This window comes from Pseudomonas sp. S2_E01, assembly GCF_054668365.1.
On record NZ_CP162762.1, the window covers coordinates 6,108,653 to 6,132,125 of the forward strand.

Genomic DNA, 23,473 nt, shown 5'->3' on the forward strand with positions numbered 1-23,473 from the left:
TGTAAAAGCGTCATTTCACTCCTGCCCAATCGACTCCAAAAACTCCGACCGCTCGTCGCTCATGCGCGCCACGCAATCGTTTTGCACGATGGTGAACGCCTTGCTGCCGCTGGTCGCCGGAAAGGCCTCGACGGCGCAGTCGGCGTCGCGGGTTTTCAGCCATTGTTGCTGGGCGTTCTTGAGTTTGGCGGTGATGTCGGCCAGTTGCGTCGGGTTTTTGCCGTACAGGCCTTGCAGCCGCTCCGTCAGGCTCTGGAGGTTGTCCTTGAGCAGGTCTTCGGCGGTGGTGCGGCCGTACACCGAGCATTCCAGGGTCTGCACGTCGTTTTCGACGGTATCGCAAGGGTTGGTGTCGGACTCCTGCGCCGCGTGTGCGCCGGTCGTTATCAGTAGCAAGGCCAGCAAAACAGATTTCATCGCATCACCCCCAAATTCCGTAATGGCGCGAATTCTGGCCCATGCGCAGGCCCTTGAACAGGTGGCCTGTGTCGGCTTGCGATGACCCTTTGTCGCGGATTGACGCTTTCGGCAATTCCCCTGTCGTTTTTGCACCCGGCTGCCAAGGCACCGAGGCATATGCTGGCCCCAAAGCGCCGGCACACGATTCGGCGCATGAATCGACAATAGGGGACAGCCTGATGAGCCCAGCCGAACTGCACGCCGACAGCATCGTTATCGACGGGCTGATTATTGCCAAATGGAACCGTGAGCTGTTCGAAGACATGCGCAAGGGCGGTCTGACCGCGGCCAACTGCACCGTGTCGGTGTGGGAGGGCTTCCAGGCCACTGTCAATAACATCGCCGCCAGCCAGAAACTGATCCGCGAGAACAGCGACCTGGTGATTCCGGTCCGCACGACGGCTGACATCCGCAAGGCCAAGGAGCAGGGCAAGACCGGCATCCTCTTCGGTTTCCAGAACGCTCACGCATTCGAAGACCAGATCAGCTATGTCGAGATTTTCAAGCAGCTCGGCGTCGGCATCGTGCAGATGTGCTACAACACCCAGAACCTGGTGGGCACCGGTTGCTACGAGCGTGATGGTGGCCTGTCGGGCTTCGGTCGTGAAATCGTTGCCGAGATGAACCGCGTCGGCGTCATGTGCGATCTGTCCCACGTTGGCTCGAAAACCTCCGAAGAGGTCATCCTCGAATCCAAGAAACCGGTGTGCTACTCGCACTGCCTGCCATCTGGCCTGAAGGTTCACCCGCGCAACAAATCCGATGAAGAACTGAAGTTCATCGCCGATCACGGCGGTTTCGTCGGTGTGACCATGTTCGCGCCGTTCCTGGCCAAGGGCATCGATTCGACCATCGACGACTACGCCGAAGCGATCGAATACACCATGAACATCGTCGGCGAAAACGCCATCGGCATCGGCACCGACTTTACCCAGGGCCATGGCCAGGACTTCTTCGAATACCTGACCCATGACAAGGGCTACGCCCGCCGTCTGACCAGCTTCGGCAAGATCATCAATCCGCTGGGCATCCGCACCGTCGGCGAGTTCCCGAACCTGACCGAAACCCTGCTCAAGCGCGGCCACTCCGAACGGGTGGTGCGCAAGATCATGGGCGAAAACTGGGTGAACGTCTTAAAAGACGTTTGGGGCGAATAAACCGCCGCGCGCTGAATCCTTTTCCCCCGGCCGTCCGCGCCGGGGGCAACACCAAAATTCTTCTGGAGTTAAGTTTCCATGGCCAAGATCGCCCCGCAATTGCCTATCGAAGTCGACAGCGAGACCGGTGTCTGGACGTCCGACGCCCTGCCGATGCTGTACGTGCCACGTCATTTCTTCGTGAATAACCACATGGGCATCGAGGAAGTGCTGGGCGCCGACGCCTATGCCGAGATCCTCTACAAGGCCGGCTACAAGTCCGCCTGGCACTGGTGTGAAAAAGAAGCCGAATGCCACGGCCTGGAAGGCGTCGCGGTGTTCGAGCACTACATGAAGCGCCTGTCGCAACGCGGCTGGGGCCTGTTCAAGATCCAGGACATCGACCTCGACAAAGGCACCGCCAGCGTCAAGCTCGAACACTCCGCATTCGTCTACGTCTACGGCAAGGTCGGGCGCAAGGTCGATTACATGTTCACTGGCTGGTTCGCCGGTGCCATGGACCAGATCCTCGCCGCACGCGGCAGCAAGATCCGCACCGTGGCCGAGCAGGTCTACGGTGGCTCCGAAGAAGGCCACGACGACGGTTTGTTCACCGTCAAACCTAAACAATAAGCAAATCGTTGAAAAAACGTAGCGAGCGAAGGCCAGGCAAGGCGAAGTCAGGCGAGAAAGCACAGTTGACTTTAGTCAATGAGCATTTCGAGTCTGATTTCAACGCAGCATGGTCGAGCGCAGTAGTTTTTTAACGATTTGAGGAGACCGCCATGGCTTTCGAAGCTATGTTCCAGCCGATCCAGATCGGTAAATTGACCATCCGCAACCGCGTGATCAGCACCGCCCACGCCGAGGTCTACGCGACCGACGGCGGCATGACCACCGACCGGTACGTCAAGTACTACGAAGAGAAAGCCAAGGGCGGGATCGGCCTGGCAATCTGCGGCGGTTCGTCGGTGGTGGCCATCGACAGCCCGCAGGAATGGTGGAGTTCGGTGAACCTGTCCACCGACCGCATCATTCCGCACTTCCAGAACCTGGCCGACGCCATGCACAAGCACGGCGCCAAGATCATGATCCAGATTACCCACATGGGGCGACGCTCGCGCTGGGACGGCTTTAACTGGCCGACACTGATGTCGCCGTCCGGCATCCGTGAACCGGTGCACCGCGCTACCTGCAAGACCATCGAGCCGGAAGAAATCTGGCGGGTGATCGGCCACTACGCACAAGCGGCCCGCCGCGCCAAGGCCGGTGGCCTCGATGGCGTCGAACTGTCGGCCGTGCACCAGCACATGATCGACCAGTTCTGGAGCCCACGGGTCAACAAGCGCACCGACGAATGGGGCGGCAGCTTCGAGGGCCGCATGAAGTTCGGCCTGGAAGTGCTCAAGGCTGTGCGCGCCGAAGTTGGCGACGACTTCTGCGTGGGTATGCGCCTGTGCGGTGACGAGTTCCACCCGGACGGCCTGTCCCATGAAGACATGAAACAGATCGCCAAGTATTACGACGACACCGGCATGCTCGATTTCATCGGTGTCGTGGGTTCGGGTTGCGACACCCACAACACCCTGGCCAACGTGATCCCGAACATGAGTTATCCGCCGGAGCCGTTCCTGCACCTGGCGGCCGGTATCAAGGAAGTGGTCAAGGTTCCGGTGCTGCACGCGCAGAACATCAAGGACCCGAACCAGGCGACGCGGATCCTGGAGGGCGGTTACGTCGACATGGTCGGCATGACCCGTGCGCATATCGCCGATCCGCACCTGATCGCCAAGATCAAGATGGGCCAGATCGACCAGATCAAGCAATGCGTCGGTGCCAACTACTGCATCGACCGTCAGTACCAGGGCCTGGATGTGTTGTGCATCCAGAACGCCGCGACCTCCCGTGAATACATGGGTGTGCCGCACATCATCGAAAAAACCACCGGCGTAAAACGCAAGGTGGTGGTGGTCGGCGCCGGGCCTGCGGGGATGGAGGCGGCGCGTGTGGCCGCCGAGCGTGGCCATGACGTGACCCTGTTCGAGAAGAAGGAATTCATCGGCGGGCAGATCACAACGGCGGCGAAAGCCCCGCAACGGGATCAGATCGCGGGTATTACCCGTTGGTATCAACTGGAGCTGGCTCGTCTGAAAGTCGACCTGCGCCTGGGCACGGCGGCGGATGCGCCGACCATCATGGACCTGCGTCCGGATGTGGTGGTGCTGGCGGTCGGCGGTCATCCGTTCCTCGAACAGAACGAGCACTGGGGTGCGGCTGAAGGCCTGGTGGTCAGCAGCTGGGACGTGCTTGACGGCAAGGTTGCACCGGGCAAGAACGTACTGGTGTACGACACCATCTGCGAGTTCACCGGCATGTCCACCGCCGACTTCCTGGCGGACAAGGGCAGCCAGGTCGAGATCGTCACCGACGACATCAAGCCGGGTGTGGCAATCGGCGGTACGTCGTTCCCGACCTACTACCGCAGCATGTACCCCAAAGAAGTGATCATGACCGGCGACATGATGCTGGAGAAGGTCTACCGCGAAGGCGACAAGTTGGTGGCGGTCCTGGAAAACGAATACACCGGCGCCAAGGAGGAGCGGGTAGTGGACCAGGTTGTCGTCGAAAACGGCGTGCGTCCGGACGAGGAAATCTACTACGCGTTGAAGGAAGGTGCGCGCAACAAGGGCCAGATCGACGTCGAGGCGCTGTTCGCTATCAAGCCGCAACCATGCCTCGAGCAGAGCGGCGACGGCTACCTGCTGTTCCGCATCGGCGACTGCGTGGCACAGCGTAACGTGCACGCTGCCATCTATGACGCACTCCGGCTCTGTAAGGATTTTTGACGGCGTAGCTGCAAGCCGCAAGCTACAAGCGACAAGTAAAAGCACAGCCTCATCGCGGCTCTTTCTTGCAGCTTGCAGCTTGCAGCTTGCACCTCGCCAGAGGTGACTCTGATGTTAAACACCCTTCTTCCAATCCTGTTGTTCGCCGCCCTGGGCCTTGCGGCCCTGGGTGCGCTGCGGCGGGTGGCCATGTGGCGTCGGGGTCGAGCCTCCAAGGTCGACCTGATCGGCGGCCTGTTCGCCATGCCCAAGCGCTACATGGTCGATTTGCACCATGTGGTGGCGCGGGACAAATACATTGCCAACACCCACGTGGCCACGGCCGGTGGCGCGGTGGCGTCCATCGTCCTGGCGATCCTGGTGCACGGCTTTGGCCTGCATAACCGCTGGCTCGGCTATGCACTGCTGTTGATGTCAGCGGTGATGTTCGTCGGGGCGATCTTCATGTACCTGCGTCGGCGCAACCCGCCGTCGCGGCTGTCGAAAGGCCCGTGGATGCGCTTGCCGAAAAGCCTGCTGGCCTTCTCGGCCTCGTTTTTCCTGGTGACCTTGCCGGTGGCCGGCATCCTGCCGGAAAACTTCGGTGGCTGGCTGCTGACGGTGATTCTCGGTATCGGCGTGTTATGGGGCGTGTCGGAGCTGTTTTTCGGCATGACCTGGGGTGGGCCGATGAAGCACGCCTTCGCCGGTGCCTTGCACCTGGCCTGGCACCGTCGTGCCGAGCGTTTTGGCGGCGGCCGCTCCACCGGTTTGAAACCGTTGGACCTGGGCGACCCGACCGCGCCGCTGGGCGTGGAAAAACCCAAGGATTTCACCTGGAACCAGTTGCTCGGCTTCGATGCCTGCGTGCAGTGCGGCAAGTGCGAAGCGGCGTGCCCGGCCTTCGCCGCCGGCCAGCCGCTGAACCCGAAAAAACTCATACAGGACATGGTCGTCGGCCTCGCGGGCGGTACTGACGCGAAGTTTGCCGGCAGCCCCTATCCGGGCAAACCGATTGGCGAACACTCGGGCAATCCACATCAACCGATCGTCAACGGTCTGGTCGACGCTGAAACCCTGTGGTCGTGCACCACCTGCCGCGCCTGCGTCGAGGAATGCCCGATGATGATCGAGCACGTCGATGCCATCGTCGACATGCGCCGGCATCTGACCCTGGAAAAAGGCGCGACCCCGAACAAGGGCGCCGAGGTGCTGGAAAACCTGATCGCCACCGACAACCCCGGCGGTTTCGCCCCGGGTGGGCGGATGAACTGGGCGGCGGACCTCAATCTCAACCTGCTCAGCGAGAAGAAATCCACCGACGTGCTGTTCTGGGTGGGTGATGGCGCCTTCGACATGCGCAACCAGCGCACACTGCGCGCCTTCGTCAAAGTGTTGAAAACGGCCAAAATCGACTTCGCGGTACTCGGCCTCGAAGAGCGCGACAGCGGCGACGTGGCCCGTCGCCTGGGCGATGAAGCGACCTTCCAGTTGCTGGCGAAACGCAACATCCAGACCCTCGCCAAGTACAGCTTCAACCGCATCGTCACCTGTGATCCGCACAGCTTCCACGTGCTGAAAAACGAGTACGGGGCTTTCGATGGCAACTACCGGGTGCAGCACCACAGCACCTATATGGCGGAAATCATCAAAACCGGCGCACTGAACCTCGGCCAGCACAAAGGCGACAGCGTGACCTATCACGACCCGTGTTACCTCGGTCGCTACAACGGTGAATACGAGGCGCCGCGCGAAGTGCTGCGTGCCCTTGGGATCGAAGTGAAAGAGATGCAACGTTCCGGTTTCCGCTCCCGGTGCTGCGGTGGTGGTGGCGGCGCGCCAATCACCGACATTCCGGGCAAGCAACGGATCCCCGACATGCGCATGGAAGACATCCGCGAAACCGGCGCCGAACTGGTCGCCGTGGGCTGTCCGCAGTGCACCGCGATGCTCGAAGGCGTGGTCGAGCCCCGGCCGTTGATCAAGGACATTGCCGAACTGGTGGCTGATGCGCTGCTTGAAGAAGACGCGCCGAAATCCGCCGCGCCGGCCAAACGCGAACCTGCGGAGGTGCACTGATGAGCGACATTATCCGCCGCGACCCCCGCGCCGAATGGATTGCCCGTAACCGCCTGCACCCGCTGCACGCGGCCATGCAACCGGCGCAGCACAGCTGGATGGGGCCCAATGGCGTCATTCGCAAGAATCCCCATGGCATGGGCTTCATCGGCCCCAACGGCATCAAGCGCATCGATCGCAGCGGCGCGCAACAGGGTGGCTCGGCCAAACGTTCGGCCGCCGTAGAGGTGCAACTGCCGCTGCATCAGGTTCCACAACCGGCGTTCTACATCAGCGTGGTGCCGGACATGGTCGGTGGCCGTCTGAGCAGCCACGACCGCGACTTGCTCGGCCTTGCCCATCAGTTGGCGGGCAAGGAGGGTGCGGTGTTGGCGGTGGTATTTGGCGAGCACAAGGAAAATGCGTTTGCCAGCGCTGGCGTCGATCGCCTGCTGGTACTCGAAGGTGACGAGTTCAGCGGTTATGCACCGGAGCAACGCATCCAGGGTCTTCGGGCTGTGGATAACCAGTTCAACCCCCGGCACTGGCTGCTGCCGGACAGCCGCACGGGTGGCGGCGAACTCGGCCGGCGTTTCGCTGCTGCCTTGGGCGAGCGCCCGGCAACACGGGTCTGGCAGGTCAAGGATGAGCAATGCGTCGGCCGCGCCGGTGCGGGCTTGCAGGACCTTGCGCGTCCGCTCGCGCGTCTGATTCTGGGCGCCGTCGAATGCGCAGAACCGGTCAGCGAAACTCGTCACGAAGTGTTGCCGGTGGAGTTATCCACAGCCGTGGCGCGCAGCTTGTCGCGTATCGAGGATCTGGGTTCGGTGGCGGTGGATCCGGCGGCGATTCCGATGGCCGAAGCCGAATTCATTTTCTCCGGCGGCAACGGGGTCAAGGACTGGGAGCTTTTCCACAGGACGGCCCAGGCACTTGGCGCCACCGAGGGCGCCTCGCGGGTCGCGGTGGACGATGGCTTCATGGCGCGCGACCGTCAGGTCGGTGCGTCCGGCACCTGGGTCACGGCACGGGTCTACGTGGCGGTGGGGATTTCCGGGGCGATCCAGCACCTGCAGGGCATTGGCGCCTGCGACAAGGTGGTGGCGATCAACCTCGACCCGGGCTGCGACATGATCAAACGGGCCGACCTGTCGGTGATCGGCGAAAGCGCCGAGCTTCTTCAAGCCTTGATCGATGCAATAGCGGCTTATCGCAACGACGCCAAGCGCGATGCGGCTTAAGGGAAGGAAAGGGTTATGAGCACGAAAATCGTCAGCCTGGTGTCCATCGGCGCCCACCCGACCTCCGGCCGTCCACGCCGTGCGGAGCAGGATGCGCGGGCAGTGGAACTGGGCCTGCAACTGGCTGGGGATAACTTGCAGGTGCTGCATGCCGGGGACGTCGCAGAACCTGCGTTACGGGCCTACCTGGGCATGGGGCTGGAACAGATGCATGTGCTCGAGCAACCGGCGGGTGCCGACGCGCTGCCGGCGCTGACCGCTTACCTGCGTGAAGCAGGCGCCCAGGTGGTGCTGACCGGCAGCCAGGCGGAAACCGGCGAAGGCTCGGGCATGCTGCCGTTTTTGCTGGCGGAGGGCCTTGGTTGGCCGCTGGTGGTGGGGCTGGCGCAGGTGGAATCCATCGACGGCAGTTCGGCCCTGGTGCTCCAGGCGTTGCCACGTGGTCAACGTCGTCGCCTGAAGGTGCGTCTGCCATTCCTGGCCACTGTGGATAACGCGGCGCCCAAGCCACGCCAGAGCGCCTATGGTCCGGCGCGGCGCGGTGTGTTGCAGGCCGATGACGTAGAAGTGGTCGACGATGAGCTGCTGGCGGTGGCGACCCTGCAACCGGCCAAGCCGCGACCCAAACGCCTCAAGGTGATCAAGGCCAAGAGCGGCGCCGACCGCATGAAAGCCGCCACGGCCAAGGCCAGCGGCGGAGGCGGGCAGGTGCTCAAGGGCGTGAGTGCGCAGGCCGGTGCCGAGGCGATTCTCAAGTTGTTGATCGAGGAAGGTGTGGTGCGCTGATTGCTTTGACGTTGAATATCCAATGTGGGAGCGGGCTTGCCCGCGATGGCGGCGTATCAGTTACACAGCCTTGGACAGGCACACCGCAATCGCGGGCAAGCCCGCTCCCACAGGGATCCCCATAAAGTCTCCCACTTGGAAACACCCAATGACCGTCGAATTCCGTCCAGCCCTGCGCAGCGACGCGCGGGAGATTGCCCGTCTGTTTCAGATTTCCTCTGAAGGTGCCTCCGATTACATCTGGAGCCAGCTCGCCGAACCCGGCCAGGACCTGCTGGACGTGGGCGCTGTTCGCTACGCCCGCGACGACGTGGACTTCTCGTACCAGAACTGCCTGATTGCCGAAGCGAACGGCGAAGTGATCGGCATGATGCACAGCTATGTCATGCGCCATGACCCCCTGGCAGAACCCACCACCGATCCGGTGCTCGCGCCCTATGCCACCATGGAAATACCCGACACCCTCTACATCTCCAGCCTGGCGCTGCATGAGGGCTGGCGCGGCCAGGGCCTGGGCAAGGAGTTCCTCGCCTACGCCTACGACCGCGCCAACCAGCTCGGCCTCAACGGCCTGAGCCTGATCGACTACGCCGCCAACACCGGGGCCCGGCGTTTCTACGAGCGCCACGGCTTTCGCATCGTCGATACCTGCCAGATCACGCCGCATCCGATGATTCGGGTGACCGGTGAGGCGTACTTGATGTATCGGCCATAGAACTCCAGTTTAGGCAGCTATTCGTCGGGGCTACGACTGCTCGACATGGATTACTCACAAACGCTGTTGGCGCATCTGTGGATAAGATGTTTGCTATCGCCCCAAAGCCTCTAAAAACGGGTCTTTCACGAAGTTGATCAAAAAATAGCCAAAGTGGCTTATTTACTCTCCGAACACACTGAAAACCTTTGTTTTTCAATGTCCGTGGCACTTTTCCACAGCGGCGCTAAAGTTGCCCCCAAAGTCTGTTGGTGCTTCTGTGGATAACGTGTTCGCCATCCTCTACAGGCCTTGTATATAGAGGGCTACATAGGGTTGATCAAAAAGTAGCCATTGGTTATCCAAAGACATGCTTTTGGATAAGTCACGGATTTTCTTCAGTTTCTGTGAATGGAAATGGTCAGGTATCCACAGTTGTCCCCAGTTGCTGTGGGTGGAGGTGTGGATAACTTGTTTGCGGAAGGCTGGGAGGTGCGGCGGGCTTAGTGCTGAATGGAATAGGTTAAATTTCGTACAGTTCTATCCCTTGAGATGTTTGGTGATTGGAAAGATGCCATCGCGGGCAAGCCCGCTCCTACAGGGGGATTTTCGCAGAACCTGTGGGAGCGGGCTTGCCCGCGATGCTTTTTGCGCTTAACCGCTGACCGCCACCCCTTTGAGGTAAGGCGCAGGCTCAGCCCCGAGGTTGTTGAGCATGCGGCCGCTGTACCAGTCGATGAAGTTCACCACACCGAACTCATAGGTCTTGGAGTAGGGGCCTGGCTGGTAGGCCGACGAGTTGATACCGCGCTGGTTCTCTTCGGCCAGACGACGGTCTTGGTCATTGGTGGCGTCCCAGACCTGGCGCATGCGCTCCACGTCATAGTCCACCCCTTCGACCGCGTCCTTGTGCACCAGCCACTTGGTGGTGACCATGGTTTCCTGGGCGCTGATCGGCCAGACGGTGAACACGATGATGTGGTCGCCCATGCAGTGGTTCCACGAGTGCGGCAGGTGCAGGATGCGCATCGAGCCCAGGTCCGGGTTCTTGATGCGGCCCATCAGCTTGGCGCAGCCCTGTTTGCCGTCCATGGTCATCGACACGGTGCCTTTGAGCAGCGGCATGCGCACGATGCGGTTACGCAGGCCGAAGCTGGCGTGGGCGTAAGGGATCTTTTCCGCTTCCCAGGCGGCCGCGGAGGCGGCAACGTGGTCCTTGAACGCCTGGTCGGCACGTGGGTCGGTAACGTCGTCCCATTCCAGCAGGGTTTTGAGCAGTTCCGGGTGCGATGCGTTGCAGTGGTAGCACTCGCGGTTGTTTTCCAGCACCAATTTCCAGTTGGCCTTCTCCATCAAGGTGGTTTGCACCGCCACCTTGGTGTTTTCCATGTCGTACGGTTCCATGTAGTGGTTGAGTGTCGACAGGAACTCGTCGATGGCCGGCGGGTTTTCCGCCAGGCTGATGAAGATATAGCCGCCGGCGGTTTTCACGTTCACAGGCTTGAGGCCGTATTGCTTCATGTCGAAGTCGGCACCCATTTCGGTGCCGGCGAACAACAGGCGACCGTCGAGTTCGTAGGTCCACTGGTGGTAGTGGCAAACCAGTTTGGCGACCTTGCCCTTGTCGCTGGTACACAGGCGCGATCCACGGTGGCGGCAGACGTTGTGGAAGGCATGAACCACGCCTTCAGCGCCACGGATGACGATGATCGGGTTCTTGCCGACCTGCAGGGTCAGGTAGTTGCCCTTGGCTGGGATTTCGCAGGTCATGCCGGCGATCAGCCACTCTTTCTGGAAGATCTCCTGCATGTCGATATCGAACAGGCGCTCGTCGGAGTAGAACGGCTGGGGCAGCGAGAAGGTGCGCTCACGCTCTTGCAGCATCTGGGCGGTGGCCTTGCGTGCGGGTTCCAGCGGATCGCCCAGGCTCAGGGTAGTGGTGACGTCCATCATTGTGATCCTCAAGGCCATTCTGTGTGGCCAGCGAAAGTGGCTAATCAGGGTTGCTACGCAAGGGTTTGAATGTCTGTCTTGGTATGGGGCGAGTGTGGGGCCGGCGTTGCTCGCAACCTTATCCATGGGCGACATGGCCCAATCTGTTCCCGACGCGCAACCCCCGGTGGTTATGGGCTGGTCGCGATAAGTATGTGAATGTCGCTGGTAGGTAAATGGGCGGTTTGCGCTATACGCAGAATCGCCACCATACGGCCGACCATCGGCTACGGAGAACAGCATGTCCAATAACTTCCTGAACACGGTAACCACCCAGACCTGGGCCAACGGCCGTCATATCGTGCGTTGCGTCAAAGTCATCCAGGAAACCTGGGACGTGCGCACCTTCTGCTTCATGGCCGACCAGCCGATCATGTTCTTCTTCAAGCCGGGGCAGTTCGTCACCCTGGAACTGGAAATCGAAGGCCAGCCGATCATGCGGTCGTACACCATTTCAAGTTCGCCATCGGTGCCTTACAGCTTCTCGGTGACCATCAAGCGCGTACCGGGCGGCAAGGTATCGAACTGGTTGCACGACACCCTGCATGAAGGACAGGAGCTGGCGGTGCACGGGCCGGTCGGGCTGTTCAATGCCATCGACTTCCCGGCGCCGAAAGTGCTGTACCTCAGCGGCGGTGTCGGCATCACGCCGTGCATGTCCATGGCCCGCTGGTTCTATGACACCAACGGCAACGTGGACATGGTGTTTATCCACAGCGCCCGCTCGCCCAAAGACATCATTTACCACCGCGAGCTGGAACACATGGCGTCGCGCATCGATAACTTCAGCCTGCACCTGATCTGCGAAAAGCATGGTCTGGGTGAACCCTGGGCCGGTTATCGCGGTTACCTGAACCACAAGATGCTCGAACTGATGACCCCGGACTTCATGGAGCGCGAAGTGTTCTGCTGCGGCCCGACGCCCTACATGAACGCGGTCAAGCGCATGCTCGAGTCCGCTGGCTTCGACATGAAGCGTTATCACGAGGAATCCTTCGGCGCGACGCCGGAAGAGGCCCGGGCCGACGCGGTGGAACAGGCCGAGCAGGCGGCGGATGCGCCGGAAGTCGATGCCGCGGACCTGCATCAGGTGGAATTCATTTCCTCGGGCAAGAGCATTCGTGTGGCGCCGGGCGAAACCGTGCATGCGGCGGCGGCCAAGGTTGGCCTGCTGATCCCAAAGGCCTGCGGCATGGGCATCTGCGGCACCTGCAAAGTGCTGAAGCTGGGCGGCGAAGTCGAGATGGAGCACAACGGCGGGATCACCGAGGAAGACGAAGCTGAGGGGTATATCCTGTCGTGCTGCAGCGTGCCCAAAGGCGATGTGCGGATCGAATTCTGATAGTCCCCTGCTTTCTGTAGGAGCGAGCATGTCGAGGCGTCGAACCGTCGCGATGGTCGTCAACGATGACGCTGGCTGTCTGAATGCCAGCGGTGCCTGGGCTTCCATCGCGAGCAAGCTCGCTCCTACAGGGTTCGGGGTGTTCAGTCGATGAATAAATCCGGCATCAACGGGGCGCTGCTGCCCGGTTCGAATCGGTAGTGTTCGAACTCGGTTACGCCGCTGTCGCGCAATACCTGCTCATCGATCAACAAACGCCCGGTCAGTGTTCGGCCAGAGCTGCCGAGAATCACGTGGGCGGCATCGGCCATGATCGCCGGGGTCCTGGCGTGCTTGAACGATTCGCGCGAGCCCAGTTGGAACTCGATGGCCGCGGTGGCGATCATGGTTTGCGGCCACAGCGAATTGACGCTGATCCCGACGTGACGAAATTCCTCGCTCATCCCGAGGGTCAGCATGCTCATGCCGTATTTGGTCACGGTGTATGGGCTGTATTGGGCGAACCATTGGGTATCCAGGTTCAGCGGCGGGGACAGGTTGAGGATGTGCCCGGCGGATTTCTTCAGGTAGGGCAGGGCAGCCTGGCTGCATAGCAATACCGCGCGAGTGTTGATCTGATGCATCAGGTCGAAGCGCTTGAGCTCCAGGTGCGCAACGCCAGTCAGCTTGATGGCGCCTGCGTTGTTGACCAGCGCATCGATACCGCCGAAATGTTCATTGGCCTGCGCCAGGGCCTGATGCACGGCGACCTCGTCACGCACATCCACTTGCAGGGCCAGCGCCCTGCCGCCGGCGGCCTCGACTTCCTCGGCCACGCTGTAAATCGTCCCGGGCAACTTGGCGTGCGGCTCGGCACTCTTGGCGGCAATCACGATGTTGGCGCCATCGCGCGCAGCGCGCAGGGCAATCTCACGACCAATCCCACGGCTGGCGCCGGTAATGAACAGGGTTTTGCCTTGCAAGGACATGCGCGTGCTCCTGATTATTGTTATTCGAGCAAAGGCTCGAGAAACAATGTAGACGAAGTCTTCAGTCGCACCGCCGCTCCCACAGGGATGAGTGATTTCTCAGTTAGTGCTCAGCGAGTCATCACTTCGCGGATATCGGCGGCCAGTTCGCGGACACGGTCTTCCTCGGTGTCCCAGGAGCACATGAAGCGAGCGCCGCCCTTGCCGATGAAGGTGTAGAAACGCCAGCCCTTGGCAGTCAGGGCAGCGATGGCCGGTTCCGAGAGTTGCAGGAACACGCCGTTGGCCTGCACCGGGAACATCAGTTCTACCCCTGGAATGTCGCTGACCAGTTCGGCGAGCAATTGCGCGCAGCGATTGGCGTGGCGGGCATATTTGAGCCAGGCGTCGTTTTCAAGGATGCCGACCCAGGGCGCCGAGAGGAAGCGCATTTTCGAGGCCAGTTGCCCGGCCTGTTTGCAGCGGTAGTCGAAGTCTTCCGCCAGTTTGTGGTTGAAGAACAGAATGGCCTCGCCCACCGCCATGCCGTTTTTCGTACCGCCAAAACACAGCACGTCGACGCCGGCCTTCCAGGTCAGGTCGGCGGGCGTGCAGCCCAGGTACGCGCAAGCGTTGGAGAAACGGGCACCGTCCATGTGCAGGTTCAGGCCCAGTTCCTTGCAGGTGGCGCTGATGGCGCGGATTTCTTCCGGGGTGTAGACGCTGCCGACTTCGGTGGCCTGGGTCAGGGTCACCACCCGCGGTTTGGGGTAGTGAATGTCCTGGCGCTTGAGGGCGACCTCTCGGATCGATTCCGGGGTCAGCTTGCCGTTTTCGGTGCCGGCGATCAGCAGTTTGGAGCCGTTGGAGAAAAACTCCGGCGCACCGCATTCATCGGTTTCGACGTGGGCGGTTTCCGAGCAGATCACGCTGTGGTAACTCTGGCACAGCGACGACAGGGCCAGGGAGTTGGCAGCGGTGCCGTTGAAGGCGAAAAATACTTCGCAGTCGGTTTCGAACAATTTGCGGAATTGATCAGACGCGCGGGCGGTCCATTCATCGTCGCCGTAGGCGCGCTGATGGCCATGGTTGGCCTGCTCCATCGCCGCCCAGGCTTCAGGGCAGATACCGGAATAGTTATCGCTGGCGAATTGTTGGCTCTTATCGGTCATGGCCCTGCTTTCCGTGGTCGAGACGCCTATGGTGAAGCGGCTCAAGGTCATTGATGGTGCGCACTCTACCGAAGATCATCCGGGGAGCACACGGGATGCGTCAGACAAACAAACTCAAGGACGACGGCCAATTATGCACATGACGCACAGGGATGGGGCACTGGATTTGCTCAAGTGGCTGGCGCTGCTGAGCATGGTGCTCGATCACCTGCGATATGTCGGGTTCTCCGCCGATTGGCTGTACGTGCCGGGGCGATTGGCGTTCCCATGGTTCTGCCTGGCGATGGCAACCAATTTGGCGCGCGGGCCGGCCGTCGTCACCGGGCAATGGCGCTACCTGGGCTGGCTGGTGCTGTTCAGTGCGGTGAGCGAGATCCCCTATCGGCTGTTCATCGCCGATGCCGACACCTTGAACGTACTCCCCACCCTGTCACTGGGGCTGTTGGTGGCGCGGGGCTGGCAGGCGCCGGGTTTACAGGCAAGGGTATTGGGGGTGTCGGCCATGGTGCTGGCGCTGCTGTTTTCGGGGCATTTGATGTTCGGCGTGTTTGGCGTGCTGTTGCCGCTGGCGACGCTGCTGGTGTATCGCAAACCCTGGTATTTCGCCCTGTTGCCGGGGCTGGTGTGCCTGGCGGCCAACCAGTGGTCGGTGCTGTATCACTCGATCCGCCTGGGCAGCCCCGTCGCGATGGCGGCCGTTATCACGTGTCTGATTGCGCCATGGCTGGGACTGTTCCTGTTGCGACATGCACAGGGCGTAAAACCACCGCCGATGCGCCGGTGGGCGTATGCGCTTTATCCGGGGCATTTCCTGGTTCTCTATGCAGTACGAGCCTTTGTGGGAGCGGGCTTGCTCGCGATAGCGGTGTATCAGCCAACATAGATGCAGCTGACCCACCGCAATCGCGGGCAAGCCCGCTCCCACAAGGTTTTGAGTTGTTCCCGGTGTCACGTTCTGTCTCGGCTGTTTACGCCATGTCGTAAACGCGCCTTTGCGTGGCGTCCGTAGGCATTTGGCCTCTCGACGCCGGCCATACCATCGCATTCAAAGGGCACTGCCGAAAAACCGGTGCCTCACCGAGACGAATGGCGCACAGATGCCGCTGGGAGAGACGCGATGTTCAGCAAGCAAGACCAGATCCAGGGTTACGACGATGCACTGCTGGCGGCGATGAATGCCGAGGAGCAACGTCAGGAAGATCACATCGAGCTGATCGCGTCGGAGAACTACACCAGCAAACGCGTCATGCAAGCCCAAGGCAGCGGCCTGACCAACAAATACGCCGAAGGCTACCCGGGCAAACGCTACTACGGTGGCTGCGAGCACGTGGACAAGGTCGAAGCTCTGGCCATCGAACGCGCCAAACAACTGTTCGGCGCCGATTACGCCAACGTGCAGCCGCACTCCGGTTCCTCGGCCAACAGCGCCGTGTACCTGGCCCTGCTGCAAGCCGGCGATACCATCCTGGGCATGAGCCTGGCCCACGGTGGTCACCTGACCCACGGCGCCAAAGTCTCGTCCTCGGGCAAGCTGTACAACGCCGTTCAATACGGCATCAACACCGATACCGGCCTGATCGATTACGACGAAGTCGAGCGTCTGGCCGTTGAATGCAAGCCGAAGATGATCGTTGCCGGGTTCTCGGCCTACTCCAAAACCCTGGATTTCCCACGCTTCCGCCAGATCGCCGACAAGGTGGGGGCGTTGCTGTTCGTCGACATGGCCCACGTGGCCGGCCTGGTCGCTGCTGGCCTGTATCCGAACCCGATTCCGTTCGCTGACGTGGTCACCACCACCACCCACAAGACCCTGCGCGGTCCACGTGGCGGCCTGATCCTGGCCAAGTCCAACGAAGAAATCGAGAAGAAGCTCAACGCCGCCGTATTCCCCGGCGCCCAGGGCGGCCCGCTGATGCACGTGATTGCGGGCAAGGCCGTGTGCTTCAAGGAAGCTTTGGAACCAGGCTTCAAGGCCTATCAGCAACAAGTGATCGAGAACGCCCAGGCCATGGCCGGCGTGTTTATCAAACGCGGCTACGATGTAGTGTCCGGCGGCACCGATAACCACCTGTTCCTGGTCAGCCTGATCCGTCAGGGCCTCACCGGCAAGGACGCAGACGCCGCCCTCGGTCGCGCCCACATCACCGTGAACAAGAACGCCGTGCCGAACGACCCGCAGTCGCCGTTCGTCACCTCCGGCCTGCGTATCGGCACCCCGGCGGTGACCACGCGCGGTTTCAAGGTGACCCAGTGCGTCACGCTGGCCGGCTGGATCTGCGACATCCTCGACAACCTCGGCGATGCCGATGTCGAGGCCAACGTCGCCGAGCAGGTATCGGCCCTGTGCGCAGACTTCCCGGTTTATCGCTGAGTGCAGTTTTGGAGTAAATGACTATGCAACGCTACTCAGGCTTCGGCCTCTTCAAGCACTCTCTGAGCCATCACGAAAACTGGCAGCGCATGTGGCGCACGCCCACACCCAAGAAGGTCTACGACGTGGTCATCGTCGGTGGTGGCGGGCATGGCCTGGCGACTGCCTACTACCTGGCCAAGGAACACGGCATCACCAATGTGGCCGTGGTCGAAAAGGGCTGGCTGGGCGGCGGTAACACCGCGCGCAACACCACCATCGTTCGCTCCAACTACTTGTGGGACGAGTCGGCGCACCTGTACGAACACGCGATGAAACTGTGGGAAGGCCTGTCCCAGGACCTCAACTACAACGTGATGTTCTCCCAGCGCGGCGTCTACAACCTGTGCCACACGCTGCAGGACATTCGCGATTCCGAGCGCCGGGTCAGCGCCAACCGCCTCAATGGCGTGGATGGTGAGCTGCTCGATGCCAAGCAGGTCGCCGACGAAATTCCGTACCTGGACTGCTCGAAAAACACCCGCTACCCGGTGATGGGCGCCACCGTCCAGCGTCGCGGCGGCGTGGCCCGTCACGATGCGGTGGCCTGGGGCTTTGCCCGGGCTGCCGACGCCCTGGGCGTGGACCTGATCCAGCAGACCGAAGTGATCGGTTTCCGCAAGGAAAACGGCGTGTGCATCGGTGTCGAAACCAACAAGGGTTTCATTGGCGCCAAGCGCGTCGGCGTGGTGACCGCCGGAAACTCCGGGCACATGGCCAAGCTGGCAGGTTTCCGCCTGCCGATCGAATCGCACCCGCTGCAAGCGCTGGTGTCCGAGCCGATCAAGCCGATTATCGACAGCGTGATCATGTCCAACGCCGTGCACGGTTACATCAGCCAGTCCGACAAGGGCGACCTGGTGATCGGCGCCGGTATCGACGGCTACAACGGCTACGGCCAGCGCGGTTCGTACCCGGTGATCGAGCACACCATCCAGGCCATCGTCGAGATGTTCCCGGTGCTGTCGCGGGTGCGCATGAACCGTCAGTGGGGCGGCATCGTCGACACCACTCCGGATGCCTGCCCGATCATTTCCAAAACCCCGGTCCCGAACATGTTCTTCAACTGCGGTTGGGGCACCGGTGGCTTCAAGGCGACACCTGGCTCGGGCAACGTATTTGCCGCGAGCCTGGCCAAGGGTGAAATGCACCCGTTGGCCGCCCCTTTCTCCATCGACCGTTTCCACAACGGTGCGTTGATCGATGAACACGGCGCTGCTGCGGTTGCCCACTAACAGGAGAAATCCCCATGTTGCATATCTTCTGTCCTCACTGCGGCGAACTGCGCTCCGAAGAGGAATTCCACGCATCCGGCCAGGCGCACATCCCGCGTCCACTGGACCCCAACAGCTGCACCGACGAGGAGTGGGGCGACTACATGTTCTTCCGCGACAACCCTCGCGGCCTGCACCATGAACTGTGGATCCACGCCGCCGGTTGCCGTCAGTACTTCAACGCCACCCGCGACACCGTGACCTACGAGATTCTGGAAACCTACAAGATCGGCACCAAGCCCCAATTCACCGACAAGACCGAGAGCCCGAAAGCGGCCGCCACGGCTCTGGGAGAGAAGGTATGAGCCAGACCAATCGCCTGTCCAACGGCGGACGGATCGACCGCAACAAAGTCCTGAGCTTCACCTTCAACGGCCAGAGCTACAAAGGTTTTGAAGGCGACTCGCTGGCCGCAGCGCTGCTGGCCAACGGCGTTGACATCATCGGTCGCAGCTTCAAATATTCGCGCCCACGCGGCATTTTCGCTGCCGGTGCCGAAGAGCCGAACGCGGTGCTGCAGATCGGCGCCACCGAAGCCACGCAAATCCCGAACGTGCGCGCCACTCAACAAGCGCTGTACCAAGGCCTGGTCGCCACCAGCACCAACGGCTGGCCAAGCGTGAACAACGACATGATGGGGATTCTCGGCAAGGTCGGCGGCAAGCTGATGCCTCCGGGCTTCTACTACAAAACCTTCATGTACCCGCAATCGTTCTGGATGACTTACGAAAAGTACATCCGCAAGGCGGCGGGCCTCGGCCGTTCGCCGACCGAGAACGATCCGGACACCTACGACTACATGAACCAGCACTGCGACGTGCTGATCGTCGGCGCCGGCCCCGCAGGCCTGGCCGCTGCACTGGCGGCTGCGCGCAGCGGCGCCCGGGTGATCATCGCCGATGAACAGGAAGAGTTCGGCGGCAGCCTGCTCGACTCCCGCGAAAGCCTGGACGGCAAGCCGGCCATGGAATGGGTCGCCAGCGTCATTTCGGAACTCACGAACACCCCGGACGTGCTGCTGTTGCCGCGCGCCACCGTCAACGGCTACCACGACCATAACTTCCTGACCATTCACGAGCGCCTGACCGATCACCTGGGCGATCGCGCCCCGATTGGCCAGGTTCGCCAGCGCATCCACCGGGTTCGCGCCAAGCGCGTGGTCCTGGCGACCGGTGCTCACGAGCGTCCATTGGTTTACGGCAACAACGACGTGCCGGGCAACATGCTGGCCGGCGCGGTGTCGACTTACGTCCGTCGTTACGGCGTGGCACCGGGCAAGAAACTGGTGCTCTCGACCAACAATGACCACGCCTACCGCGTGGCCCTGGATTGGCTCGATGCCAGCCTGCAAGTGGTGGCCATCGCCGACGCCCGCAGCAACCCGCGCGGTGCGTTGGTGGAAGAAGCGCGCGCCAAAGGCATTCGCATCCTGACCGGCAGCGCCGTGATCGAGACCCGTGGCACCAAACGCGTGACCGCTGCCCGCGTGGCCGCGATCGATGTAAAAGCCCATGCGGTGACCAGCCCGGGCGAATGGCTCGATTGCGACCTGATTGCCAGCTCCGGTGGTTACAGCCCGGTGGTTCACCTGGCCTCGCACTTGGGTGGCAAGCCGATCTGGCGTGAAGACATCCTCGGTTTCGTACCGGGCGAAGCACCGCAGAAGCGCGTGTGCGTCGGTGGCATCAATGGTGTCTACGCGCTGGGTGATTCCCTGGCCGACGGTTTTGAAGGAGGCGCTCGTGCGGCCAGCGAAGCCGGTTTCGCCGTGGTCGAAGGCACCTTGCCCAAAGCCCTGAGCCGTCTCGAAGAACCGACCCTGGCGCTATTCCAGGTGCCGCACGAGAAGAACTCGGCGCGTGCACCGAAGCAATTCGTCGACCTGCAAAACGATGTGACGGCGGGGGGTATCGAACTGGCGACCCGCGAGGGCTTCGAGTCGGTCGAGCACGTCAAACGCTACACCGCGTTGGGCTTCGGTACCGACCAGGGCAAGCTCGGCAACGTCAACGGCCTGGCCATCGCTGCCCGTTCGCTGAACGTGACCATCCCGCAGATGGGCACCACCATGTTCCGTCCGAACTACACGCCGGTGACCTTCGGCGCCGTGGCCGGTCGTCACTGTGGGCACATCTTCGAGCCAGTGCGTTTCACCGCGCTGCATCACTGGCACGTGAAGAACGGCGCCGAGTTTGAAGACGTCGGTCAGTGGAAGCGTCCGTGGTACTTCCCGAAAAACGGTGAAGACATCCACGCGGCGGTCAAACGCGAATGCAAAGCCGTGCGCGACAGCGTCGGCCTGCTGGACGCCTCGACCCTGGGCAAGATCGACATCCAGGGGCCGGACGCGCGTGAGTTCCTCAACCGCATCTACACCAACGCCTGGACCAAGCTGGACGTGGGCAAGGCGCGTTACGGCCTGATGTGCAAGGAAGACGGCATGGTGTTCGACGACGGCGTAACCGCCTGTCTCGCCGACAACCATTTCGTCATGACCACCACCACCGGCGGCGCGGCACGTGTGCTGCAATGGCTGGAAATCTACCAGCAGACCGAATGGCCTGACCTGAAGGTGTACTTCACCTCCGTGACGGATCACTGGGCGACCATGACCCTGTCCGGGCCGAACAGCCGCAAGCTGCTCAGCGAAGTCACCGACGTTGATTTGAGCAACGAAGCGTTCCCGTTCATGACCTGGAAAGAAGGCCTGGTGGGTGGCGTGCCGGCGCGTGTGTTCCGGATTTCGTTTACCGGTGAGCTGTCGTACGAAGTCAACGTGCAGGCCGATTACGCGATGGGCGTGCTCGAGAAAATCGTCGAGGCTGGCAAAAAGTACAACCTGACGCCGTACGGTACCGAAACCATGCACATCCTGCGGGCCGAGAAGGGCTTCATCATCGTCGGCCAGGACACCGACGGCTCGATGACCCCCGACGACCTGAACATGGGCTGGTGCGTGGGTCGCACCAAACCGTTCTCGTGGATCGGCCAGCGCGGCATGAACCGTGAAGACTGCGTACGTGACCAGCGCAAGCAACTGGTGGGCCTCAAGCCGGTCGACCCGACCAAATGGCTGCCGGAAGGTGCGCAACTGGTGTTCAACACCAAGCAGTCGATCCCGATGACCATGGTCGGCCACGTCACCTCCAGCTACCTGCACAACTCCCTGGGTTATTCGTTTGCCATGGGCGTGGTCAAGGGTGGGCTGAAGCGCCTGGGTGAGCGCGTGTTCGCACCGCTGGCCGACGGCAGCGTGATCGAGGCAGAGATTGTTTCTTCGGTGTTCTTTGATCCGAAGGGTGAGCGCCAGAACGTTTAACACCACAGTCCCTGTGGGAGCGGGCTTGTCGGCCCGCCGCATCGCCGCGATAGCGTCAGGCCAGACAAAACAACTGTGACTGACATACCGCTATCGCTGGCAAGCCAGCTCCCACAGAGAACACAGAATTCAGAAAGGGTGCCTTATGACCGCAGCCAACGTTTACCAACAACGCCCAACCACCGGGGCTAAAGCCGAGTCGTCGCTGCATCATGCCGACCTCGCCAGCCTGGTGGGCAAGGGTCGCAAGAGCGCCGGCGTGACCGTGCGCGAGAAAAAACTGCTCGGCCACCTGACCATTCGTGGCGATGCTCATGACGCCGCGTTCGCCGCCGGCGTGCACAAGGCCCTGGGCATCGAACTGCCGGGTGCGCTGACCGTCATCGTCAAGGGCGAGACCAGTCTGCAATGGATGGGCCCGGACGAATGGCTGCTGATCGTGCCGAGCGGTGAAGAATTCGAGGCCGAGAAAAAGCTGCGTGAAGCCCTGGGCGACCTGCACATCCAGATCGTCAACGTCAGCGGCGGCCAGCAGATACTTGAACTGAGTGGCCCCAACGTGCGCCAGGTGCTGATGAAGTCCACCAGCTACGACGTACACCCCAACAGTTTCCCAGTGGGTAAGGCCGTTGGCACCGTGTTCGCCAAGTCGCAACTGGTGATCCGCCACACCGCCGAAGACACCTGGGAACTGCTGATCCGCCGCAGCTTCTCGGACTACTGGTGGCTGTGGCTGCAAGACGCCTCGGCCGAGTACGGCCTGGCCGTGCAGCCCTGATGACTGCTCTTCCTGTAGGAGCGAGCATGCTCGCGATGGTGGCCCAGACACCGCTGGTATTCAGAAAGCCAACGTCATCGTTGAAGACCATCGCGAGCATGCTCGCTCCTACAGGCCACTTTCGCTTCTGGAGTCACCCGCTATGAGCCGCGCCCCAGACACATGGATCCTGACCGCCGACTGCCCCAGCGTACTCGGCACCGTGGACGCGGTGACCCGCTTTCTGTTCGAGCAGGGCTGCTACGTCACCGAGCACCATTCGTTCGATGACCGGCTCTCGGGCCGCTTTTTCATTCGAGTGGAATTCCGTCAGCCCGACGGCTTCGACGAACAGTCTTTCCGCGCCGGCCTGCAAGAGCGTGGCGAGACGTTCGGCATGGTCTTCGAACTGACGCCGCCGCATTACCGGCCGAAAGTGGTGATCATGGTCTCCAAGGCCGATCACTGCCTCAACGACCTGCTTTATCGCCAGCGCATCGGCCAGTTGTCGATGGACGTGGCGGCGGTGGTGTCCAACCATCCGGATCTCAAGCCGCTGGCCGACTGGCACCAGATTCCGTACTACCATTTCCCCCTGGACCCGAACGACAAGCCGTCGCAGGAGCGCCAGGTATTGCAGGTGATCGAAGAGGCCGGTGCCGAACTGGTGATCCTTGCGCGCTACATGCAGGTGTTGTCGCCGGAACTGTGCCGCAAGCTCGATGGCAAGGCGATCAACATCCATCACTCCCTACTGCCCGGTTTCAAGGGCGCCAAGCCTTACCACCAGGCTTACAACAAGGGCGTGAAACTGGTCGGCGCGACGGCGCATTACATCAACAACGACCTGGACGAAGGCCCGATCATCGCCCAGGGCGTGGAGGTGGTGGATCACAGCCATTACCCGGAAGACTTGATCGCCAAGGGGCGGGATATCGAAGGCCTGACGTTAGCGCGGGCGGTGGGGTATCACATCGAAAGAAGAGTGTTCCTCAACGCGAACAGGACAGTCGTTTTATAGCTGCAAGCCTTTAGCTCCAAGCCGCAAGAAAACGCGGTGT

20 protein-coding genes are annotated in these 23,473 nt (G+C 61.5%); 16 read left to right on the plus strand and 4 right to left on the minus strand.

Translation table 11 applies throughout. The annotated features are described in order from the left end of the window. Nucleotides 1-15: 15 nt before the first annotated feature. Complete coding sequence (locus tag AB4O36_RS28215; protein WP_460140764.1) at nucleotides 16-417, minus strand: lysozyme inhibitor LprI family protein; 402 nt, start codon at nucleotides 415-417, stop codon at nucleotides 16-18. Between the two features lie 221 nt (nucleotides 418-638). On the opposite strand from AB4O36_RS28215, the gene AB4O36_RS28220 reads away from it, so the two are divergent. The 7 genes from AB4O36_RS28220 (at nucleotide 639) to AB4O36_RS28250 (ending at nucleotide 9,220) form a co-directional block, all read left to right on the plus strand. Beyond that, on the plus strand, nucleotides 639-1,616 hold the full coding sequence (locus AB4O36_RS28220; RefSeq protein WP_460140765.1) for a dipeptidase: 978 nt from the start codon (nucleotides 639-641) through the stop codon (nucleotides 1,614-1,616). A gap of 78 nt (nucleotides 1,617-1,694) precedes the next feature. After that, entirely contained in the window at nucleotides 1,695-2,228 is a 534-nt protein-coding gene (locus tag AB4O36_RS28225) for a DUF5943 domain-containing protein (RefSeq protein WP_108589013.1), read from the plus strand. 152 nt (nucleotides 2,229-2,380) lie between these two features. After that, nucleotides 2,381-4,441: a dimethylglycine demethylation protein DgcA gene (gene dgcA, locus AB4O36_RS28230; protein WP_460140766.1), complete on the plus strand. Its 2,061-nt coding sequence runs from the start codon at nucleotides 2,381-2,383 to the stop codon at nucleotides 4,439-4,441. 111 nt (nucleotides 4,442-4,552) lie between these two features. Continuing rightward, entirely contained in the window at nucleotides 4,553-6,499 is a 1,947-nt protein-coding gene (gene dgcB, locus AB4O36_RS28235; protein ID WP_460140767.1) for a dimethylglycine demethylation protein DgcB, read from the plus strand. Continuing rightward, nucleotides 6,499-7,719, plus strand: coding sequence for an electron transfer flavoprotein subunit alpha (gene etfA, locus AB4O36_RS28240; RefSeq protein ID WP_460140768.1), 1,221 nt, complete (start codon nucleotides 6,499-6,501; stop codon nucleotides 7,717-7,719). The genes dgcB and etfA overlap by 1 nt, the downstream gene beginning before the upstream one ends. Nucleotides 7,720-7,734: 15 nt before the next feature. Further along, nucleotides 7,735-8,505 (plus strand): electron transfer flavoprotein subunit beta, encoded by a 771-nt coding sequence (gene etfB, locus AB4O36_RS28245; protein WP_460120193.1) that lies wholly within the window; start codon nucleotides 7,735-7,737, stop codon nucleotides 8,503-8,505. 148 nt (nucleotides 8,506-8,653) lie between these two features. Continuing rightward, nucleotides 8,654-9,220: an N-acetyltransferase family protein gene (locus AB4O36_RS28250; protein ID WP_460120195.1), complete on the plus strand. Its 567-nt coding sequence runs from the start codon at nucleotides 8,654-8,656 to the stop codon at nucleotides 9,218-9,220. A 633-nt stretch (nucleotides 9,221-9,853) separates the two neighbouring features. Here AB4O36_RS28250 and gbcA read toward each other — a convergent pair. Continuing rightward, complete coding sequence (gene gbcA, locus AB4O36_RS28255; protein WP_460120196.1) at nucleotides 9,854-11,149, minus strand: glycine-betaine demethylase subunit GbcA; 1,296 nt, start codon at nucleotides 11,147-11,149, stop codon at nucleotides 9,854-9,856. 283 nt (nucleotides 11,150-11,432) lie between these two features. On the opposite strand from gbcA, the gene gbcB reads away from it, so the two are divergent. Further along, nucleotides 11,433-12,533, plus strand: a complete 1,101-nt coding sequence (gene gbcB / locus AB4O36_RS28260) for a glycine-betaine demethylase subunit GbcB (RefSeq protein ID WP_460120198.1) — start codon at nucleotides 11,433-11,435, stop codon at nucleotides 12,531-12,533. 28 nt (nucleotides 12,534-12,561) lie between these two features. Beyond that, entirely contained in the window at nucleotides 12,562-12,687 is a 126-nt protein-coding gene (locus tag AB4O36_RS28265; protein WP_460140769.1) for a hypothetical protein, read from the plus strand. Here AB4O36_RS28265 and AB4O36_RS28270 read toward each other — a convergent pair. Then, on the minus strand, nucleotides 12,677-13,501 hold the full coding sequence (locus AB4O36_RS28270; protein ID WP_460120200.1) for an SDR family oxidoreductase: 825 nt from the start codon (nucleotides 13,499-13,501) through the stop codon (nucleotides 12,677-12,679). The two genes, AB4O36_RS28265 and AB4O36_RS28270, sit on opposite strands and share 11 nt — an antisense overlap. 110 nt (nucleotides 13,502-13,611) lie before the next feature. Then, nucleotides 13,612-14,652, minus strand: coding sequence for a threonine aldolase family protein (locus AB4O36_RS28275; protein WP_460120201.1), 1,041 nt, complete (start codon nucleotides 14,650-14,652; stop codon nucleotides 13,612-13,614). Nucleotides 14,653-14,785: 133 nt separating this feature from the next. Between AB4O36_RS28275 and AB4O36_RS28280 the strand changes: the two genes are divergently transcribed. The 7 genes from AB4O36_RS28280 (at nucleotide 14,786) to purU (ending at nucleotide 23,433) form a co-directional block, all read left to right on the plus strand. Then, nucleotides 14,786-15,535, plus strand: a complete 750-nt coding sequence (locus AB4O36_RS28280; RefSeq protein WP_460120202.1) for a TraX family protein — start codon at nucleotides 14,786-14,788, stop codon at nucleotides 15,533-15,535. Nucleotides 15,536-15,769: 234 nt separating this feature from the next. After that, a complete protein-coding gene (glyA, locus tag AB4O36_RS28285; protein ID WP_460120204.1) occupies nucleotides 15,770-17,023 on the plus strand; it encodes a serine hydroxymethyltransferase in 1,254 nt (417 codons plus the stop codon). A gap of 23 nt (nucleotides 17,024-17,046) precedes the next feature. Continuing rightward, nucleotides 17,047-18,297, plus strand: coding sequence for a sarcosine oxidase subunit beta (locus AB4O36_RS28290; protein ID WP_007980419.1), 1,251 nt, complete (start codon nucleotides 17,047-17,049; stop codon nucleotides 18,295-18,297). A gap of 14 nt (nucleotides 18,298-18,311) precedes the next feature. After that, nucleotides 18,312-18,641, plus strand: a complete 330-nt coding sequence (locus tag AB4O36_RS28295) for a sarcosine oxidase subunit delta (protein WP_368555738.1) — start codon at nucleotides 18,312-18,314, stop codon at nucleotides 18,639-18,641. Next, complete coding sequence (locus tag AB4O36_RS28300) at nucleotides 18,638-21,655, plus strand: sarcosine oxidase subunit alpha (protein WP_460120206.1); 3,018 nt, start codon at nucleotides 18,638-18,640, stop codon at nucleotides 21,653-21,655. The genes AB4O36_RS28295 and AB4O36_RS28300 overlap by 4 nt, the downstream gene beginning before the upstream one ends. Nucleotides 21,656-21,800: 145 nt before the next feature. Beyond that, entirely contained in the window at nucleotides 21,801-22,433 is a 633-nt protein-coding gene (locus tag AB4O36_RS28305) for a sarcosine oxidase subunit gamma (protein WP_460140770.1), read from the plus strand. Between the two features lie 142 nt (nucleotides 22,434-22,575). Then, nucleotides 22,576-23,433, plus strand: a complete 858-nt coding sequence (gene purU / locus AB4O36_RS28310) for a formyltetrahydrofolate deformylase (RefSeq protein WP_460120210.1) — start codon at nucleotides 22,576-22,578, stop codon at nucleotides 23,431-23,433. The last annotated feature ends 40 nt before the right edge of the window (nucleotides 23,434-23,473 follow it).

Bases quoted from the DNA above. Each gene is read 5' to 3' on its own strand.
- AB4O36_RS28215 (WP_460140764.1), bottom strand. From the start codon at position 417: ATGAAATCTGTTTTGCTGGCCTTGCTACTGATAACGACCGGCGCACAC.
- AB4O36_RS28275 (WP_460120201.1), bottom strand. From the start codon at position 14,652: ATGACCGATAAGAGCCAACAATTCGCCAGCGATAACTATTCCGGTATC.
- AB4O36_RS28265 (WP_460140769.1), top strand. From the start codon at position 12,562: ATGTCGAGGCGTCGAACCGTCGCGATGGTCGTCAACGATGACGCTGGC.
- glyA (WP_460120204.1), top strand. From the start codon at position 15,770: ATGTTCAGCAAGCAAGACCAGATCCAGGGTTACGACGATGCACTGCTG.
- etfB (WP_460120193.1), top strand. From the start codon at position 7,735: ATGAGCACGAAAATCGTCAGCCTGGTGTCCATCGGCGCCCACCCGACC.
- etfA (WP_460140768.1), top strand. From the start codon at position 6,499: ATGAGCGACATTATCCGCCGCGACCCCCGCGCCGAATGGATTGCCCGT.
- AB4O36_RS28280 (WP_460120202.1), top strand. From the start codon at position 14,786: ATGCACATGACGCACAGGGATGGGGCACTGGATTTGCTCAAGTGGCTG.
- AB4O36_RS28250 (WP_460120195.1), top strand. From the start codon at position 8,654: ATGACCGTCGAATTCCGTCCAGCCCTGCGCAGCGACGCGCGGGAGATT.
- purU (WP_460120210.1), top strand. From the start codon at position 22,576: ATGAGCCGCGCCCCAGACACATGGATCCTGACCGCCGACTGCCCCAGC.
- gbcA (WP_460120196.1), bottom strand. From the start codon at position 11,149: ATGGACGTCACCACTACCCTGAGCCTGGGCGATCCGCTGGAACCCGCA.
- gbcB (WP_460120198.1), top strand. From the start codon at position 11,433: ATGTCCAATAACTTCCTGAACACGGTAACCACCCAGACCTGGGCCAAC.
- dgcA (WP_460140766.1), top strand. From the start codon at position 2,381: ATGGCTTTCGAAGCTATGTTCCAGCCGATCCAGATCGGTAAATTGACC.
- AB4O36_RS28225 (WP_108589013.1), top strand. From the start codon at position 1,695: ATGGCCAAGATCGCCCCGCAATTGCCTATCGAAGTCGACAGCGAGACC.
- AB4O36_RS28220 (WP_460140765.1), top strand. From the start codon at position 639: ATGAGCCCAGCCGAACTGCACGCCGACAGCATCGTTATCGACGGGCTG.
- AB4O36_RS28290 (WP_007980419.1), top strand. From the start codon at position 17,047: ATGCAACGCTACTCAGGCTTCGGCCTCTTCAAGCACTCTCTGAGCCAT.
- AB4O36_RS28295 (WP_368555738.1), top strand. From the start codon at position 18,312: ATGTTGCATATCTTCTGTCCTCACTGCGGCGAACTGCGCTCCGAAGAG.
- AB4O36_RS28300 (WP_460120206.1), top strand. From the start codon at position 18,638: ATGAGCCAGACCAATCGCCTGTCCAACGGCGGACGGATCGACCGCAAC.
- dgcB (WP_460140767.1), top strand. From the start codon at position 4,553: ATGTTAAACACCCTTCTTCCAATCCTGTTGTTCGCCGCCCTGGGCCTT.
- AB4O36_RS28270 (WP_460120200.1), bottom strand. From the start codon at position 13,501: ATGTCCTTGCAAGGCAAAACCCTGTTCATTACCGGCGCCAGCCGTGGG.
- AB4O36_RS28305 (WP_460140770.1), top strand. From the start codon at position 21,801: ATGACCGCAGCCAACGTTTACCAACAACGCCCAACCACCGGGGCTAAA.